Origin of the sequence: Methylobacterium sp. CCH5-D2 (genome assembly GCF_001556475.1) — a bacterium.
Taxonomy (GTDB): Bacteria; Pseudomonadota; Alphaproteobacteria; order Rhizobiales; family Beijerinckiaceae; genus Methylobacterium; species Methylobacterium hispanicum.
The window spans coordinates 1-15934 of the sequence record NZ_LSIX01000391.1; the positions used below are offsets into that span (position 1 = coordinate 1).

The 15934-nt window shown below is 70.3% G+C and carries 17 protein-coding genes, 1 tRNA gene and 1 pseudogene; 5 read left to right on the forward strand and 14 right to left on the reverse strand.

Features of this window, described 5'->3' with window-relative positions; all coding sequences use genetic code 11:
* Positions 1-352: 352 nt before the first annotated feature.
* Positions 353-640 (reverse strand): hypothetical protein, encoded by a 288-nt coding sequence (locus AX737_RS36890; protein ID WP_156453523.1) that lies wholly within the window; start codon positions 638-640, stop codon positions 353-355.
* Positions 641-1037: 397 nt separating this feature from the next.
* On the opposite strand from AX737_RS36890, the gene AX737_RS36885 reads away from it, so the two are divergent.
* Complete coding sequence (locus tag AX737_RS36885) at positions 1038-1601, forward strand: L,D-transpeptidase (protein WP_066919287.1); 564 nt, start codon at positions 1038-1040, stop codon at positions 1599-1601.
* A 69-nt stretch (positions 1602-1670) separates the two neighbouring features.
* On the opposite strand, the gene AX737_RS36880 is transcribed toward AX737_RS36885, so the two are convergent.
* Positions 1671-2726 carry a MaoC family dehydratase gene (locus AX737_RS36880; RefSeq protein WP_066919285.1) on the reverse strand — a complete coding sequence of 352 codons (1056 nt, stop codon included), beginning with the start codon at positions 2724-2726 and terminating at the stop codon, positions 1671-1673.
* Between the two features lie 49 nt (positions 2727-2775).
* Complete coding sequence (locus AX737_RS36875; RefSeq protein WP_066919283.1) at positions 2776-3066, reverse strand: YggT family protein; 291 nt, start codon at positions 3064-3066, stop codon at positions 2776-2778.
* 123 nt (positions 3067-3189) lie between these two features.
* Here AX737_RS36875 and AX737_RS36870 point away from each other — a divergent pair.
* Positions 3190-3265: transfer RNA gene (locus AX737_RS36870), tRNA-Ala, on the forward strand.
* A gap of 293 nt (positions 3266-3558) precedes the next feature.
* Here AX737_RS36870 and AX737_RS36865 read toward each other — a convergent pair.
* The 7 genes from AX737_RS36865 to AX737_RS36835 form a co-directional block, all read right to left on the reverse strand.
* Positions 3559-4188, reverse strand: a complete 630-nt coding sequence (locus tag AX737_RS36865; RefSeq protein ID WP_003604313.1) for an FRG domain-containing protein — start codon at positions 4186-4188, stop codon at positions 3559-3561.
* A 172-nt stretch (positions 4189-4360) separates the two neighbouring features.
* Positions 4361-5548 (reverse strand): carbohydrate kinase family protein, encoded by a 1188-nt coding sequence (locus AX737_RS36860; protein ID WP_012455858.1) that lies wholly within the window; start codon positions 5546-5548, stop codon positions 4361-4363.
* On the reverse strand, positions 5545-5865 hold the full coding sequence (locus AX737_RS36855; RefSeq protein ID WP_017484369.1) for a hypothetical protein: 321 nt from the start codon (positions 5863-5865) through the stop codon (positions 5545-5547). The genes AX737_RS36860 and AX737_RS36855 overlap by 4 nt, the downstream gene beginning before the upstream one ends.
* 36 nt (positions 5866-5901) lie before the next feature.
* Positions 5902-6546, reverse strand: coding sequence for a 7-cyano-7-deazaguanine synthase (locus tag AX737_RS36850; RefSeq protein ID WP_003604316.1), 645 nt, complete (start codon positions 6544-6546; stop codon positions 5902-5904).
* Positions 6543-7727 (reverse strand): PfkB family carbohydrate kinase, encoded by a 1185-nt coding sequence (locus AX737_RS36845; RefSeq protein ID WP_003604317.1) that lies wholly within the window; start codon positions 7725-7727, stop codon positions 6543-6545. Before AX737_RS36845 ends, AX737_RS36850 begins: the two co-directional genes overlap by 4 nt.
* The gene (locus tag AX737_RS36840; protein WP_003604318.1) at positions 7724-8125 is read right to left on the reverse strand and encodes a hypothetical protein; all 402 of its coding nucleotides are present in this window, start codon (positions 8123-8125) and stop codon (positions 7724-7726) included. The genes AX737_RS36845 and AX737_RS36840 overlap by 4 nt, the downstream gene beginning before the upstream one ends.
* Before the next feature lie 61 nt (positions 8126-8186).
* On the reverse strand, positions 8187-8852 hold the full coding sequence (locus AX737_RS36835) for a hypothetical protein (RefSeq protein ID WP_012455859.1): 666 nt from the start codon (positions 8850-8852) through the stop codon (positions 8187-8189).
* Between the two features lie 114 nt (positions 8853-8966).
* Here AX737_RS36835 and AX737_RS36830 point away from each other — a divergent pair, with 114 nt between their 5' ends.
* Both AX737_RS36830 and AX737_RS36825 read left to right on the forward strand, forming a co-directional pair.
* Positions 8967-9299, forward strand: coding sequence for a helix-turn-helix transcriptional regulator (locus tag AX737_RS36830; RefSeq protein ID WP_003604320.1), 333 nt, complete (start codon positions 8967-8969; stop codon positions 9297-9299).
* A 377-nt stretch (positions 9300-9676) separates the two neighbouring features.
* Positions 9677-10411 carry a type II toxin-antitoxin system PemK/MazF family toxin gene (locus AX737_RS36825; RefSeq protein ID WP_003596782.1) on the forward strand — a complete coding sequence of 245 codons (735 nt, stop codon included), beginning with the start codon at positions 9677-9679 and terminating at the stop codon, positions 10409-10411.
* Between the two features lie 300 nt (positions 10412-10711).
* On the opposite strand, the gene AX737_RS36820 is transcribed toward AX737_RS36825, so the two are convergent.
* Together AX737_RS36820 and AX737_RS36815 are read right to left on the reverse strand one after the other, a co-directional pair.
* Positions 10712-11356 carry a hypothetical protein gene (locus AX737_RS36820; protein WP_245293393.1) on the reverse strand — a complete coding sequence of 215 codons (645 nt, stop codon included), beginning with the start codon at positions 11354-11356 and terminating at the stop codon, positions 10712-10714.
* 249 nt (positions 11357-11605) lie between these two features.
* On the reverse strand, positions 11606-12139 hold the full coding sequence (locus AX737_RS36815; protein WP_012455862.1) for a hypothetical protein: 534 nt from the start codon (positions 12137-12139) through the stop codon (positions 11606-11608).
* Between the two features lie 402 nt (positions 12140-12541).
* Here AX737_RS36815 and AX737_RS36810 point away from each other — a divergent pair, with 402 nt between their 5' ends.
* Complete coding sequence (locus AX737_RS36810) at positions 12542-13054, forward strand: hypothetical protein (RefSeq protein WP_012455863.1); 513 nt, start codon at positions 12542-12544, stop codon at positions 13052-13054.
* A 975-nt stretch (positions 13055-14029) separates the two neighbouring features.
* Here AX737_RS36810 and AX737_RS36805 read toward each other — a convergent pair.
* Together AX737_RS36805 and AX737_RS36800 are read right to left on the reverse strand one after the other, a co-directional pair.
* Positions 14030-15310 (reverse strand): MFS transporter, encoded by a 1281-nt coding sequence (locus tag AX737_RS36805; RefSeq protein ID WP_012455864.1) that lies wholly within the window; start codon positions 15308-15310, stop codon positions 14030-14032.
* Positions 15300-15934: pseudogene (locus tag AX737_RS36800) on the reverse strand (arsenical-resistance protein); the annotation flags it as partial. The gene AX737_RS36805 and the pseudogene AX737_RS36800, both read right to left, overlap by 11 nt.

Genomic DNA, 15934 nt, shown 5'->3' on the forward strand with positions numbered 1-15934 from the left:
AGGGGGTTGGCGGTCACGATACCTTCGCTCCTGCGACGGACGTCTGGGGAGGAGGGCCGCTCAGGGTCGGCCGTCCGGAACTTCGGGCGCGGCGCCCGGCCCTGGATGCGCTCCGGCCGGGCAAAGGGGCCGGCGGCGCATGGGCTGCGGCGCGTGCGCGCGGCGCTGCTCTCTGGCAAGCAGCGCACCATGGATCGGAGCAGGGATTATGGGCCCGGATCTTGGCATTCGCACGGCGCATCGCCGTGCAGGTTAGGATCCCGGTCCTTTCGAGACCGTTTCGCGGGGTCGAGGCCTCGAGACGTCGTCTCGTCTCGAGGTCCCGGACGGCTACCGCGCGACTCCCCGGCGGTCAGGCCCGCCTGGGCGGGCGCTCGGGCAGGCGCGCGGCGGCCGAGGGCGGGACCGGGTCGGTGCGCGGCGCGAAGACGGGCGACCGGTGGGGCGCCGCGCGCGTCGAGGACCGGGGCGCGAGCGTGCGGGACTCGCCCGCCGGGTCGTCGGCATCGACCGAGACCTGGACGGCGAAGCGCTGAGCGGGGCAGGCGGGATCGCGCACCTTGGTGGCGGCGCAGGGCCGAGCGGGCCGGATCTCCGCATCCGCCGTGGCCGGCAGGCCGGCGAGGAGGAGGAGCGACATCACGGCGAGCAGGGAGAGCAGCGCGGCGGAGAGCGCGGATCTGGGGGCGCGTCGGCGACGCCGGGTCTCTGTCTCGCATCCGTGGGGCACGGGCGGAAACTAAGGGATCGGGGCGGTCCGGCGCAATCGCCTGCGACATCCTGGCATGATTCCAGTGAGGGGGACGACGGAACCGGGCCGCGCGCGGACCGCGGCCGCGATTTCCCCGCCGGCTCAGGCGCTTCCCGCCGTCCGCGCGCGGCGGCCCGGTCCCGGGCGGTCGCGTCGGGCAGGTGTTGCGCGGAACACACAGGCATCGACGCCCGCCCCCGGTCCGGACCGACGGGCCAGAAGCTGCCGCAAACAGCTGGGCTTCTCCGCGCACCCTTTTGCACAGCTTGTACACAGGAGACCCTGCATGAAGATGCGCATCGCCGTGCTGGCCCTCGGGGCCGGGCTCGCGCTGGCCCCGGGGCCGGCCTCGGCCGGCCCGTTCGACAGCGGCCCGCTGGCCGACTTCATGAACATCTTCAGGACGCAGGCGATCCCGCGCGAGACCGTGGCGTATGCGGGCAAGGAGAAGCCGGGCACGATCGTGGTCTCGACCCGCCAGCGCCGGCTCTACTACGTGCTCGGCAACGGCGCGGCGGTCCGCTACGGCGTCGGCGTCGGCCGCCAGGGCTTCTCGTGGTCGGGCGTGAAGACCGTCACGATGAAGAAGGAGTGGCCGGCCTGGCGCCCGCCGGCCCAGATGCTGGCCCGCCGGCCGGACCTGCCGCGCTACATGGCCGGCGGCCAGGACAACCCGCTTGGCGCGCGCGCGCTCTATCTCGGCTCCTCGCTCTACCGCATCCACGGCTCGAACGAGCCCGAGACCATGGGGGCGGCCGTCTCCTCGGGCTGCATCCGCATGACCAACAAGGACGTGGTCGATCTCTACGACCGGGTCCGCGTCGGCACGAAGGTGGTGGTGCGCGACTGAGGCGCCAGGCCATCCGGGGCTCTGCCCCGCCTCCCAAGGGCCTGAGGCCCTTGGGGATCCCTCGGATCGCTACTTCGGCATGAAGGCCCAGTAATCGAGGTCGAGGATGACGGCCGGGTCATAGGCGTCCCCTTGGCCCTCGCCCTGGCGGTCCGGGTAGGCGCCGCAGGGCTGGTTCTTCGTCGCCACCGTGCGCAGGCGCAGCAGGCCGACGTCATCGCGGCCGACGTCGGCGGTGTCGAGGACCTCGCTCCAGGCGTAGACGGTGTCGCCCGAGAACAGCGGCGCCACGTGCCGGCCCGCGTTGATGCCGGCGAGCGCGAAGGCGTTGGCGAGCCCGTTGAAGCTGAGCGCGCGGGCGAGCGAGATGACGTGGCCGCCGTAGATCAGCCGCTTCCCGAAGCGGGTGTCCTTCGCCGCGTGGTTGTCGAAATGCACCTTGGCGGTGTTCTGGAACAGGCGCGTGGCGATCTGGTGCTCGGCCTCCTCGACGGTCATGCCGTCGACATGGTCGATGCGCTCGCCCCGGGCATAGTCGCCGAAGCGGTGCGGGCTGCCCGCGAGGTCGAGGTCGTAGGCGGCCACGTCCAGGCGGGGCAGGGCGCCCGCGAGATCCTGCGGATCGACCACCTTGGCGAGGCTCGGCACGTGCTCCTCGGCGATCCGCGCCTCCGGGTCGCGCTTGCGCACGAGCACCCAGCGGCAATAGCTCAGCACCGTCTCGCCGGCGGCATCCGAACCGACCGAGCGCACGTAGACCACGCCCGTCTGGCGGTTCGAGCTCTCCTTGAGGCCGATCACCTCGGAGACGGTGGAGAGCGTCTCGCCCGGATAGACCGGCCGGCGGAAACCGCCCTCGGCGTAGCCGAGGTTGGCCACCGCGTTCAGCGAGATGTCCGGCACGGTCTTGCCGAAGACCACGTGGAAGGTGAGCAGGTCGTCGAGCGGGCTCCGCGGATAGCCGAGGCCTTGCGCGAAGGCGTCCGAGGACTGCACGGCGAAGCGCGGCCCGTAAAGGGCGGTGTAGAGCGCCACGTCGCCCGCGGTCACGGTCCGCGGCGTGGCGTGCCGGATGGTCTCGCCGAGGCGGTAATCCTCGAAGAAGCGGCCGGGATTGGTCTTCATGGGCGTTTCCTTGGCCATTGTTGTTCGTTGGACGGCGGGCGCCGCCGGCTCAGACCAGGAAGCGCACGAGATCGACGGTGATCAGGCGCTGCACGAAGAGCAGCAGCAGGATCAGGATGACGGGCGAGATGTCCACGCCGCCGAGGTTCGGCAGCAGGTTGCGGATCGGGCGCAGCACCGGCTCGGTGAGGCGATAGAGCACCTCGCCGATCTGGGCGACGATGGGGTTGCGCACGTTCACCACGTTGAAGGCCACGAGCCAGCTCAGCACGGCACTCGCGATGAGGACGTAGATGAAGAGGTTGATGACCGTGTTGATGAGCCAGAGCAGGGCATACATGCGCGGCGTCGTATCCTCGGATCTGGGCGCCGCCGGTGGCCCGCACAGGCGGCGCGTCGAAAGGTTCAAAATCGGGAATTGACAGGCTGAGCCGCCCAAGCCTACAAGGCCGGCGTCCCGGACGGGGCTGTAGCTCAGATGGGAGAGCGCCGCAATCGCACTGCGGAGGTCAGGGGTTCGAATCCCCTCAGCTCCACCACCGACTTTCGCTTGAAAATTGGTGTGTGGCATCAAGGACTTGGGGAGTGGCAGCTCCCGGATAAATCCCAATTCCTCCCACGCTTCCGTTTCGCTAAATCCCAGGCGTGGTCCGGTTTTCGACAGGATATCCACACCACCCCCGCGCAGCTACGGGGCAACCCTTGCTGTGCCTGACCCACGCCGTGCGCGTTGGTAGAGGGCGCGCCGGCCGGTGAATATCGAAGCCTGCACCGGCTTGGCGGGACCGCCGTCGTCCGGACCGGATGATCCAGGGATTCCGAGCGGCGGGGGCTACAAGGCCGCGCCGAGCCCGATTCGGAGGCGGTACTGCCACGTCAGCGAGAGGCAGACGCCTTCGAGGCTGGCCCAGATGTGGGCCGCATCCACGCCGAGCTGGAACAGGTTGCGCTGGAAGACCGCGCGGGTGTCCCGCGGGATCTCGAAGCTGTTCTCCGCCATGCCGGGCGGCGTCCACGCCGAGGCCGGATCGGGGTGGGCCGAGAACAGGCCCTTCTGGCTCGCGATGCGGGGCGCCAGGGCGGAGGGCAGCAGGAAGCCGACCTCGGCGATCTCGAAGGGGCCGGGACCCCGCTCGGGGTCGATCATGGAACTGCCGCCGAGCGGATGCGCGTACACGATGGCGTCCTCGTTCGCGGGCTGGCTGGCAACGGCGAAGAAGCAGGCGATGAGCGGATTGGTCGTCCAGTCGAGCAAGCGGGTCGGGAGACCGTAATGCTGACCCAGCGCCAGCCAGTCCCAATCCGTCGCCCCGGGCATCGCGACGTGCAGCCTGGCCTCGCGCTTGAAATCCTGGAACAGTTGCCGTTCGTGGCGCGGGTCGAACTCGGCGCCCCGGCCGGCGCTGGGCTTGCACTCGAAGGCCTTCGACGCGCAGCCGCGGAACACCCATCGTGAGTTCATGCGTGCCGCCAGGAAGGCGTGGAACGCCTGCCAGCGCTCCTGCGCCGGCCCGCCCTCTCCATCGCCGGACCCCGATGGTCCGGACGGGGACGGCGTGCGATCAGGCGCCCGCAGGCGCGCCGGAGCGGGTGGAAACCGTGGCGGCCTCAACGGGTGCCCTCCCGGCCGCCGATCACCGCAGGCATGCCACACACGTCCGGTAGAGCGCCGTGGCGAGATCGTGCGTCACCTCGCAGCCGCTTCCCGAGAACATCGTCAAATCCCCGCCGGAGGCCGTCTCGGCGAGCAGCACCACCGGCATGCCGTTGGCTTGCGCGTAGCCGACGTGAAGGTTCGTCCCGAGGTCGGCGACGTCGCCCAGGGCTAGGAGGGCTGAATGGGGCACGCGAGGCCGGGGCGGCCAATTCGCTCGCGTGGGTGAGCGGGGGCCGTCGTCCGCAAACGCCGTCTCCGTCCTGAACCCGAGCGCGTCGAGGTAAGCGGCCGCCTCGTCGAAGAGCCATCTTTGGGCCATGGTCCGGCGCGGTCCGGACAGGTAGACCCGGCAACCCGACGCGGGGCGCCCGGGCACCGCCTCCATCCCTTCGAGCTCGTCCGGCGGAGGCAGCGGCAACCGAGCCCCGTCGTTGAACCACGCCACGCAGCGGGACGCGAGGTCGGCCGCCCCCACGGCGTCGAAGCCACGCTCGCCCCAATAATGCGCGAAGGCCGCGCAGAAGACGTCGCCGGCCCCGATCCTGAACCAGCGGCGGGCGGCGTACGCCGGCACCGGGATGCCGGGGGCGTCGCCCCGGTACACCGTGGCACCGCCGAATGCGTGGCGCGACACGACGAGCGTGGCGCCCTCGCGGGCCATGACGCCGGTCGCGGCGTCGCGCGGGTCCGGGAGCGGCCCGAGCCGGACCAAGTCGGCATCCTGCACCACGTAGGCGAGTTGCTCCGTCGCCCGCGAGCCGGAACGCACGAAGGAGGACGCGGGGTCGGCGGAGCGCGGGTCGTAGACCGCCCGGCCGGCCGTGAGCCGGGCCGTGCCCTCCAGCATGCCGAACCCGAGCACGACGTCGCCGGTGACGGCCAGGTCGGCGTAGCGCCGGCCGGCCTCGGGAACCCAGCTCTTGCGAAGGGGATGCCAATACTCGAATTCGAGCCGCTCCCCGATGGCGACGATGTCCGTCTCGACCTCGAAGGCGGCCATGGTCGCCCGGAGGTCGCCGGCCGACTCGGCGTAAGCATACGTGCTCAGGCGGGTGCCCGGGGACAGCGCGCTCACCGCCATGGCGGCGCGCGCGCCCGAACCGAACAGGCCGGCCCAGGCGGGGAACGCGCAGCTCTCGAAATATGTGCCGCCGACGACGTTCACGCCTCGGCCCTCGTGACCGTAACGGTGCAGCGCGTCGCGCCGACATCCTCGATGAGGGCCTCGAACCGCACCCCCTGGTCGAGGCAGCCGAGCAGGCTCACGAGGCCGCGGAACGCGGCGAGGGCGCCGACGGTCGCCCCGTCGGCGGTGCGGCAGACTGCGGTGCTGGCGCCCGCGCCGGCCACGAGGTCCACCTCCAACACGTCTCCGGCCTGCAGGCCGCGCGTGGCGTCGCGGCGGACACCGATCAGGTCGACCGTGAAGGTCAGGTCGCACTCGTCGGACCCTGTCCGGACCTGTCCCATGCCGTACGGCATGCGGCGGCGTTTGGGTGGGAGCCCTCCGCCCATTCGTCAACCCTCCGCCCGCGCCGCGTCCGGTCGGTCCGGGGCCGCGCGGGATGCCTTCACGTCGGACCGCAGGCCGAACGACCGCAAGGTCTCGCGATGCTTCTCGCATCCGCGGCACTGCCCGCAGGCATATTCCATGACGTGACAGGAGAATGTCGCACCGAGCGCCGAGGCGGGAAGGCCGGACGCCGCGAGAAGGGCCGGCCCGCTCAGGTGCCGTGCGGGCGCCACGACGCGCACCCCACCCTCCTGGAGCCGCATCAGTCGGTCGAGCGTCCGCAGGAATGGGGCGCGTCCGTCGGCGTGGACATCGGTCGCCACCGTTCCGATGAGGATCTCCGACAGGCCTTCCGCGACGAAGCGCATGCCTGCGAGGGTGACCAGGATCTGGTTGCGGTAGGGCCACCATTCGGGGGCACGCGCGAGCGCGGCGGGCTCCCCGCCGGCCAGGGGCCCGAGGCCAAGCCCGGACAGGTCGACCTGAAGCGTTTCGAGCCGCAGCCCGAACTCGGCCGCGATGGACGTCGCAGCCGCCCTTTCGCCCGCCGCCGGCCGCTGGCCGTAATCGACGAACAGGCAGGCGTCCGGCCTCTGCCACCAAGCGAGGGCGGTCGAATCGAGGCCGCCGGAAAACAGCAGAACCCTCATCGCAGCGAGGCCCACACGACCCGATAGAGGGCGGAGGCGAAATCGTCGACGACCTCGCAGCCGGTGCCGGCCAGCATGGTCAGGTGATGCTCGTCGAGGCGTTCGGCCAGCACGACCACTGGGATGCCGCGCGCCCGCGCATGTCCAACCTCGAAGATCGAGCCCGGGTCCGCCCCGTCGAGCAGGGCGAGCACGGCTTGGCAGCCGTCGAGCCCCGCGAGGTCGGCGGTGGCGAGGGCGACGGCGCCGCCCCCCGTGCCCACGTCGTGCAACGGCGAGAAGACAGACGCGCCGAGGGCGTGCAGCCGGTCCCGTGCCTCCTCGACGAGCCAGCGTTGGGCGATGTGGAAGAACGGGGCCGCGAGGTAGACGCGGCCGGGCTCCCCGCCCACGGGTGCGAGCGCCTGGTCGGCGAGGTCGGCGGCCGCGGGCAGCGGCAGCGAGCGCGTGTCGACGAAATGGTGGACCGCGCGCGACGCCAGGTCGGCCGCCGCCGCGGCGTCGAGGCCGCGCTCGCCCCAGTGATGCGCGAAGGCGGCGCTGAAGACGTCGCCCGAGCCGATCTTGAACACGCGGGCGGATCGATAAGCGGGCACCGCGACGGGGTCGCGACCAGGCCGGTGGACGGTCGCGCCCGAGCAGCCACGCTTGACCACGACCACGTCGGCCGCGTGCAGGGCGAGAACGGCCTCGCCTGCGGCCGGCCCCTCCTCGCCCGTCGCCCCCTCCGCCTCCCCCTCGTTCAGGACTACGGCCAGGGCCTCGGCCCGGGACCCGTTGGCGCGGAACGGGACAACGTCGTCGCCCTGCGGGTCGTGGACCGCCCGCTCCGCGGACACGACCGCGTCGCCCTCCACGAAGCCGAAACGCAGCACGACCCGCCCGTCGACCGAGAGGGCCGGGTGTCGCGTCGGCACGCCGGGCCGCAGCGTGGCCGGCGACAGGGCATGGAAGTAGCCGAAGCTGATCTCCTCGGCGATGGGCATTACCGTCGCCGTCACCCCGCAGGCGTGCATCGAGCTCTCGACGTCGCGGGCCCAGCCTGCGAAGGCATAGGTGTGAAGGCTGCTGCCCGGCGAGAGCTGCCCGACCGCCGCGGCGGCACGGCCGCCCGAACCGAACAGCCGGCGCCAGCGCGGGATCTCGCAGATCTCCAGGTAGGACCCTCCGGCGACGATCAACCCAGCACCGGTGCGATGGCGACGCGACAGAGGAGGCGGCCGACCTGCGTCACGGTCGCCGCGTAGCGGTGGTGGGTGCGCAGGCAACCGAGAAGTTCGTCGAGGCCTTCGACGTTCGCCAGCGTGCCGACCACCTGCCCGGCGGGGCGGGTACGGCACACGGCGGTCTCGAACGCACCCGCCCTGTGCAGCGCGACGTCCAGGACGTCGCCGATGCGCACGACGGCGACGACGTCGGCCCGGACCCCGGTCAGTTCGACGTCGTAACTGAGGTCGCAGGGCGAGCCCGTCGGCGCATTCCCGCCCTCCGATCCGGCGGTCGAGCTCGGCGCGCCCGGCCCTGCACCGGCCGGCGCGACCAGGCGACGGCCCGAACTTTTCTTGCTGCCCCCCGACATCCCGCTTGCCCGGCCACTGGTGAAGGAGACCTGATTTCTTATCGGCCTCCGCCGTCGCCGGTCAAACCGGTCCCCGGCCGATGTTGCGCATCGCCCGCCACATGACGGCATCGACCAGCGACGGCTTCGCGTCCAGGGCCACGCAGAACTGCAGGAAGCGCCGTTCGAGCGCCTCGTAGTCCCGCGGGAGGCGGATCGGCCGCTCGAACAGGCCGATCAGGAGGCCTGCACGGATGATGTGAATGTCGAGGATGGCGACCTCGTCCGAGCCCAGCCAGTTCCGGGTGACCCACGAGGCGGTCTTCGGACCGACGCCGGGCAGGCGCATCAGGTGGCGTCGGAAGGCCAGGGCGTCGCTCGACGGCGGAGGATCGGTCTCGATGAGCGTCAGCGCGTCGGCGAGCCTGCCCGCCCTCTGCTTCGGGAAGCGGTAGCGCACCGACCTTTCGCCGATGCGGACCGGCCTGCGCAGGAGGGCCTCGATCTCATCGGCCCCGGGACGACGGCCCGGCTCGAAGATCCCATCCGCGGCGAGCGCGCGATGGACCGCGTGGTTGACCTCGGCCGTGATGCCGTAGCCCCCGAGCAGACAGAAGCCGATCTCGTGGGCCAGGCTGACCTCCCGCCCCACGAACCCGTCGACCGGCTCGCTGGCCCGACCGACCATGAAAGCCCAGAACGCGGCACTCGGCACCCATTCCGGGCGCCCCCACCGCACCCCCGGCATCAATTCGGCCTCCGGGTCCGCGGGAATCGTCGCGACCGACCGCGTCCTCCCGGACGTCTGAGCCTGCATCCTGCGCGCCTTGATTATTCGTTATCATTCGATTTTATTGACTTCATGAGCGGAAGCAAGCGGGCGGCTGACGGCGGGGATGCGCATGCGCTGGCGATTGCCCTCGGTCGCGTGCGTCGAGAGCGCGGGCTTACGCAGGCTGCCCTTGCCAAGATCCTCGGCGCGAGCCAGGCGACCATATCGAAGCTATTGGCAGGGCAACATAAGCCTAGACCCGCGCTGCATCTCGCCGCGGTTCGGTTCATCGGTGCGCACCCGTCGGAGGATCCCGCGGCTTTCTCGAACCTGACGCTGCGCGTGGAGGCGGCTGCACGGCAGTCGGTCGCGTTCCGAGCGCTCCTGGAGGCCGCGGTGGCGCTCTTGAATGAAAACGAATAGCCGCGCCGGGCGGTGCGGCAAGGTCGGGAACCGTCGTTCTCGGCGCCGGATGGAACGTGCCCCGGGACCAGGCCGAGGCGGCGCGCCCGGGCGGCGGGACCCGGCGCCTCGATGACGAGCGCGGGTGCCGCCCCCCCCGGGCCTGGTCGCTCAAACGAATGCATCCACGGCGGGTAGGCCCCGGCATGATCGCGGCGCCCGGGCGCCGGCGGCGCTCGGCCCCTTCGGCGTGGGATGACAATGGTCCGGCGTGCGGATACGGCGTCGGCCGAGGTGTTTGCCGACTTCGAACGGATCGGCTCGCCCTCGGCCTGCCCGACGCGACGTCGCCCGGGCTACGCCATCGCCTTCCCATCGGCAGGAGCATTTGTCTCGGGGTGCCCCACGCCTTTCGCATGTTCAAGGCCATGACGGATCTCGGCTTCGCCCAGGGCGAGGCGCTCGCCGTCGGCGGATTGATGGAGATTTCCCGGCATCCCGATACCCGCTTCGACGGCGAGGCTTGCCTCGACCGGCTGTGCGAGGGAGGCTTCGCCGAAGAGGCCGCGGAGGCGGTGGCCAGCGCGTTGCGCCACTGCTTCCTGTCGGAGAAGGCCACCGCGCAGTACGAGCGGACCAAGCTGAAGACGGCGCTGGTTCGCGGCGGCATCGCCGCCGCGAAGGCGGACGCGTTCCTGACGACGCTGGAAGGTTCGGTCGTCACGCGCCGCACGGCCGAGGTCAGGCGGCCGGTTCCGCACGCTCCGAGCCCCGGCCGGGTCGTGATGTGCGATTTCACCTACCTCGTGAAGCCGGAGATGCAGAAGGAACGGCGGGCGATCGTCGTGTCCTCGCGCTCGGCCGGCGCCGCCGGGCGCTGCACGGTGGTGCCGGTGAGCAAGAGCCCGCCCCGGGAGAACAACACCCATCATTTCCGGTTCGAGCCGGGCACGTATCCCTTCTTCCACCAGACCGACCCGGTTTGGGCCGTCTGCGACCACATCTATACCGTTTCCCTGGTCCGGCTGTGGCAGGTCAACGTGAACCGCCGCCCGGCGCTGCCGTCCATCTCGCCCGCCGAGCTCGCCGGCATCCGAGCGCTCCTCGGAACCGTGCTGGGCCTCGATCATTGACCCGGCGAGGCGGATATGCGATATCCCTCTCACTCGCTGGAGGCGGGTCACACCGTCTTTTCAGCTGACCGAAGATGCTCGCCATCGGAGGTCGGGGTTTGCCCGCGGGTATTCCCCTCAAACGAAAGCTCCGCTCAGGCGGGGCTTTTTCGTTGGCGGTATGCGCCTCGAACGCACAAGGACCGCCGTACACCCACGCTGCGCTCCTTCCTGGCACACGTCACGGCCCGAGAGGCGAGAGCTTAAGCTTGGCGAGGGCCGGCCCTGCATCCGGGCGTCGGCGCCATCGGCCGACGCCGGCTAGGGCCGATCCGAGGCGGCACCCTGGCAGAACCGAACGAGGTCTGCAGGATCGACATCGTCGGATACGGCCCAGAACCAATCCAACAACTCGGGCAGCCACTGGCGACCGATGCAGCAGCGCGTGCGCCCGGGCCGACTCAGGTCGAGGCGCGACAGGGTGCCGGCCATGACCAAGCGCCGCTCTCGATGGACCAGGACGTGAAGTTCGGCACCGCTGCACGCGATCCGAACTCGGGTCTCCGGCGTGCCGACGACGAGGGCGATCTCATCGCCGCGCATCGAGTCCTTCGCTCCTAGGGAAGCGGTGCACTCGGCGAGGAACCGAACGAGCTTCGGGCCCGTGAGGCGGGCTTGGCGCGCCGGGAACCGTGCGACGAAGGGTGAGCGCTCGGAATGCGACCGGCGCGGCGGTCCGAAGTTCCGCGGCGAGGTCTCGCCGGCGAACGCGCGCCATGGCGCAGCCAGTGCCTCCAGCACGGACAACCACTCTCCAACGAGGCAGTACCCGGTCGGCGGCGCCCCATCCCTCGCGGTCAAGGAGGCAACGAGCGTTCCCCGCACGATCAGGCGAAAGGCCCGCGCGCGCGCCGCGGTGACCAGGCCGCGGATGACCATGCCGGGAGCGATCTCGTGCTCGCTCATGGTTCCGTCGGCGGCCCGGCTGCGCGGCGGCGTCACGACCGAGAGCAGGGCGACGAGAGACAGGACGTGCAGGCGACGCGCGTCGCCGAACGAGGTGGTCATGTGCGCTCCGAGTCCATGTTTGCGTTGGATGGTCGAACGGGCGGTAGGCCGCGGGCTTGCCGGGTCTCGATCTCCGCCAGCGCCCTGCCTTCCTGCGCAGGGAGCCGATCTGCGAGGCGATGGATTGGCCTTGCCATGGGCGGGCGATCAGACCCGACCCGGCCCGGCGGGACCGGACCTGCCTTTGCTGCGGGGCCTCTTCGCCGACGGGCTGTAATGCGTCCCGTCGAAGTCGACCCAACCGGCCTTGCGAAGCCGCCGCATCGCGGCCAGAAGGGAATTGTCGCGCGCCTCGGTCCGCTCGCCCCCGTCCCAGTCCCTCAGCTGTCCGAGCAGCTCCCGGGATGTCAGGGGCTTGCCTGCGCGCTTGACGAGGTCGTACGCAGCGGCGCTCACCCCCTTGAGCGGGCGGGGGGACCTCTTGGGCCGAGGACCGGCTTGCGGTGCCGCGACCTCCTTGGCGCCGGGCGGCACCTGCTGCGCAGGCTCCGGGGGTGGAGGCGGCGTGACAGCCTCGGCACCGCGCCCGATGGGCGCCGAAGCCAGCCAGTTCGCCAAGGCAGGGGGCACGGCCGCCGTTCCGGACAGGAAGGCGTCGATGACGACGCGCTTGAGCACGGGCTCCGCGTGGAGCCGCCAGTATTCCTCCGCCCGCTCCGCCGCCCAATCCGAGTCGCCCATGGTGCCGTACCTCCGTTGCGCCACACTAACCTCCGACGGTTACACGTCCACATGGATATCTAAGCGGGGTTCGAGGCGACGCGATTTATCCACAGGGAGTTTCGCGTCACGGCGGAGGGATGGCCACAGCGAATTGCAGAGATCCTGGTGGACGTGGGTCGGCCGCCGCCGAGGAGCAGGCGACAACATACCCGACCGCTTCCGCGCTCGGCGACGGAACCGTCGCCCAGGTCGCGGACCAAGTCGCCGCCTGGGCGGCGGCGTTGAAGGGGCAAGGCGCCTTTCCAGCCGGACCTCGTCCTGGCCGGGGCGACCCGACGAAGCTTCCGACGCGGCGTTGCCTTGACCGCTCCGTAGCGAGCTGAATCCATTGGCTCACCGTACGCAGTCCCATGGTCCGCGATGTTCCGCCCGTCCTCGATCTTCTTCGCAAACCGCAAGGTGCACGCCCTGCGCGCGCAACTCGCCAATGTCCGGCAGCCTATCGCCGAGGCGACCGCTCGACAGGTCGTCGCGCTGGCGTGGGGGTGGCAGTCCTGGAGCGAGTTGCTTTCGGCGCTTGAGACGCCCGGCACGCCCACGCCGCTCGACGAGGAACTCGTCGGCCCGGATGCCCGGGCCGGGGCCATGGGCCTCCTCAACACGCGTATCGTGGGACAGCGCAGCAAGAGTTCCAGCTGCGCTCTCCAGACCGTCGTCGGCCTGCCGCCGCCGGTTTGCCTATCGCTGAGCGCCTTCCTGCGCCTGACCGGACGTCATCCCGTCGGCACTTGGCTGACACCTGAAGCATACCGTGAATTGTATGAGGCGTCCGTCGCGCCGAGGCCGGATTGGGCCCTGGATCTCCTGGACCATCAGCGACGGTCGCGGGAGGCGCCGCAGCGGTTTCCGCTTCCGCCGGATCGACCACGCTGATCGAAGGGCTCCGACGTGCCGGTCACGTCGCCCGGGGCGGGCCAGCGGTTTCGGGCGGAACGGTCACGACTTGGATCGAGTGGTCGAGCCATCGCCAGCCCCCCCGCGAGCCGCGGATCGTGGCAAGCTGCCGAGATGGCCGGCCGGTCTGCCGGGTTCCGCTCGCGACCGACCGTACGGGCGTGGCTCATGCGCTGCTATACCCATATCGACGCCTCGCTGGCTTGAGACCTGCGCATGCGTCGTCGGCGAGGACGACGGCATCATCAGCGAAGCCAATATCGCGCGTGCGCGGCGGCGTCGCTGGGTGGCCTCGGCCTGTCGCTGATCGGCTGCGGACAGGAGACGGGCGCTGGCGGGCCGGCCGTGCGGGCGGATGACCGAAGTCGCGGTGTTCCACGTCGTGTGCATGGACGTGCGTCGCGCCCGCGGGGCGATGGCCCATGAGGGCGCACGGGATCACACGGATGCTGCGCACTGGCTGGTTTCGGTAAGCGCTCGGCCGCGGTGCTCCGATTGCTGCGGTTAGCAGACTTGAACACCAATCTAGCGACAAGGCGGCGGCAGCCATGCATCACACGAAACTGCCGAGATGCCGTTCTTCGTTTCGGTTTCCGGGCCCGGGCGTAGGAGGCCAGTTATCTACTGCAGGATCCTGAGGACACATAAACACCCAACATCAAAAAAACGCGCATGTACAGATAGATATCGCAGAGAGCAGACATTTGGGCGACCGGTCTCCGCTGGCTCCCAAGCGGAGGCTCGGGAGCCAGCGGAGACCGTTCGCCCAATTGCGAGATGTCTGCCAAAAATTATTCAAAGATCAATGACATCGGGCGATTTGCGAGGACTTGCGGTCGCCAGAGGCCGACGTGGACGGATCATTGCCGCCAGGAGTGTGGTGCCGAACCGGCCACCTCATTTGGTCAACCCGGCATTCCGGTGCCGAGCACCATTATTCTGCACTGAAGCAACCTAGAGCGAAGAAGGGGGGCCGTTTCGAAGGCGGCCCTTCGGCTTGGCTGCTGAAGCGAAGCACCTGTTCTTCGAGCCCGCCTCGGCCTCGCCGGGGATGCCGACCGCTTCCGGTCGTGTGCCCCACAAGGCGCCTGCCAAACCGACGTTCGCGAGCGCGAGCACCGCCAGAAGGGCATAGGCCAAATCGGGGCCGCCGTAGGTGAGGACCGTGGCCCCCAGCGACGGAGCAAGAGCCTGGGCGATCAGGCTCGGCCGGGCGAGCCGCCCCGCCAGAACCGGGTAGCGTTCCGACCCGAACAGGGCGAGCGGCACCGTGCCTCTCGCGATCGAGTAGATCCCGTTGCCGGCACCGTAGAGCACCAAGGCGATGCCGACCGCAGGAATGCCCACTGCCAGGATTGCCAGCCCGAGCGCCACGAGGGCCATGGCCACGTTTAGCGTCCAGAGCGGGTGGTGCCGCCCCTTATTGGCCATCTCGATAACGCGGGCTCCGACCTGGGACGGCCCGATCAGGGCGCCGTAGGATACGGCGGCGGCAAAGGCCACGCCGCGTGCCTGCAGCAAGGTAATCAGGTGGACCGAGATCAACGTCATCACGGTGCCGCCGAAAACCAACACGCCGGCCATCAGCGCGAAGGCGCGCCGTTCCCGCGAGGTGAGCGGCGCTTCGCCAAGGTGTTTTACGTCCCCGCCGTTAGCCAAGGCAGGCGCCTCAGGGATCAGACCGAGCACCAGGGGAAGCGTGACGAAGAGGTGCAGCCCGGCATAGGCAAGACATGTCGAGCGCCAGCCGACCTGCTCGACGAGAAGGGCCGAGAGCGGCCAGCAGACGGTGCTGGCGAACCCACCCCATAGGGTCAGGGTGGTGATGGCCGGGCGCGCCTCGTCGCCGTAGAGCCGGCCGAGGGTGGCGAAGGCCGGGTCGTAGAGGCCGCAGCCCATCCCGAGCCCAATGACCAGCCAGCCGGACAGGAACACCGGAAGGTTCGGTGCCAGTCCGATCACCAAGTGGCCACCCGCTAGCAGCAAGGCCGCCGATACAAGGACCGGCCGACCCCCGTGCCGGTGGATGGCGATTCCGACCCGGGGCGAGGCGATTGCCGCCACCAGCAGGCCGATGGACAGCCCCCCGACCACCCATGCGAGCGGCCAACCCGTGTCGGCGGCGATGGGCCCCGCCAGCACCGCCGGCAAGTAGAAGGACGAGCCCCAGGCGAGGATCTCCACCACGCCCAGGGCCGAGATGACGACGAGGCGGTTGTGGACCTCAGACCTCACGGGAGGCAGGCTTCAGCGCCGCTGCCTTGCCGGCCGCGCCACGCTCGTACCAGCCCTGCGAGCGGTTCACGATCCATACGACGGAAAGCATGACTGGGACCTCGATGAGGACGCCGACCACGGTGGCCAGCGCCGCGCCCGAGTTGAAGCCGAACAGGCTGATCGCGGCCGCCACCGCGAGCTCGAAGAAGTTCGAGGCGCCAATCAGTGCCGAGGGCCCGGCCACGCAGTGCTGCTCCCCGGCGACCCGGTTCAGGAGGTAGGCCAGCCCCGAGTTCAGGTAAACCTGGATGAGGATGGGGACCGCGAGCAGCCCGATGACCGCGGGCTGGGCCAGGATCTGCTCGCCCTGGAAGCCGAACAGCAGCACCAGGGTCGCCAGAAGTGCGGCGAGCGAGGTGGGCCCGAGCCTGGCGAGCAGCCGGTCGAGGGCGGCCCGCCCGCCGGAGGCCAGGAGGCCACGGCGGATCACTTGCGCGACGACGACCGGGATGACGATGTAGAGCGCCACCGACAACACCAGCGTCCCCCAAGGCACGGTGATGGCCGAGAGCCCGAGAAGCAGGCCAACGATGGGGGCGAAGGCCACCACCATGATGGTGTCGTTGAGCGCCACCTGGCTCA

Excerpts from the sequence above, each read along its gene's own strand:
- AX737_RS36815 (WP_012455862.1), bottom strand. The coding sequence starts at position 12,139 with ATGGGCGACTCGGATTGGGCGGCGGAGCGGGCGGAGGAATACTGGCGG.
- AX737_RS36830 (WP_003604320.1), top strand. The coding sequence starts at position 8,967 with ATGAGCGGAAGCAAGCGGGCGGCTGACGGCGGGGATGCGCATGCGCTG.
- AX737_RS36890 (WP_156453523.1), bottom strand. The coding sequence starts at position 640 with ATGTCGCTCCTCCTCCTCGCCGGCCTGCCGGCCACGGCGGATGCGGAG.
- AX737_RS36850 (WP_003604316.1), bottom strand. The coding sequence starts at position 6,546 with ATGAGGGTTCTGCTGTTTTCCGGCGGCCTCGATTCGACCGCCCTCGCT.
- AX737_RS36820 (WP_245293393.1), bottom strand. The coding sequence starts at position 11,356 with ATGAGCGAGCACGAGATCGCTCCCGGCATGGTCATCCGCGGCCTGGTC.
- AX737_RS36835 (WP_012455859.1), bottom strand. The coding sequence starts at position 8,852 with ATGCCGGGGGTGCGGTGGGGGCGCCCGGAATGGGTGCCGAGTGCCGCG.
- AX737_RS36855 (WP_017484369.1), bottom strand. The coding sequence starts at position 5,865 with ATGCCGTACGGCATGGGACAGGTCCGGACAGGGTCCGACGAGTGCGAC.
- AX737_RS36885 (WP_066919287.1), top strand. The coding sequence starts at position 1,038 with ATGAAGATGCGCATCGCCGTGCTGGCCCTCGGGGCCGGGCTCGCGCTG.
- AX737_RS36880 (WP_066919285.1), bottom strand. The coding sequence starts at position 2,726 with ATGAAGACCAATCCCGGCCGCTTCTTCGAGGATTACCGCCTCGGCGAG.
- AX737_RS36875 (WP_066919283.1), bottom strand. The coding sequence starts at position 3,066 with ATGTATGCCCTGCTCTGGCTCATCAACACGGTCATCAACCTCTTCATC.
- AX737_RS36865 (WP_003604313.1), bottom strand. The coding sequence starts at position 4,188 with ATGAACTCACGATGGGTGTTCCGCGGCTGCGCGTCGAAGGCCTTCGAG.
- AX737_RS36810 (WP_012455863.1), top strand. The coding sequence starts at position 12,542 with ATGTTCCGCCCGTCCTCGATCTTCTTCGCAAACCGCAAGGTGCACGCC.
- AX737_RS36840 (WP_003604318.1), bottom strand. The coding sequence starts at position 8,125 with ATGTCGGGGGGCAGCAAGAAAAGTTCGGGCCGTCGCCTGGTCGCGCCG.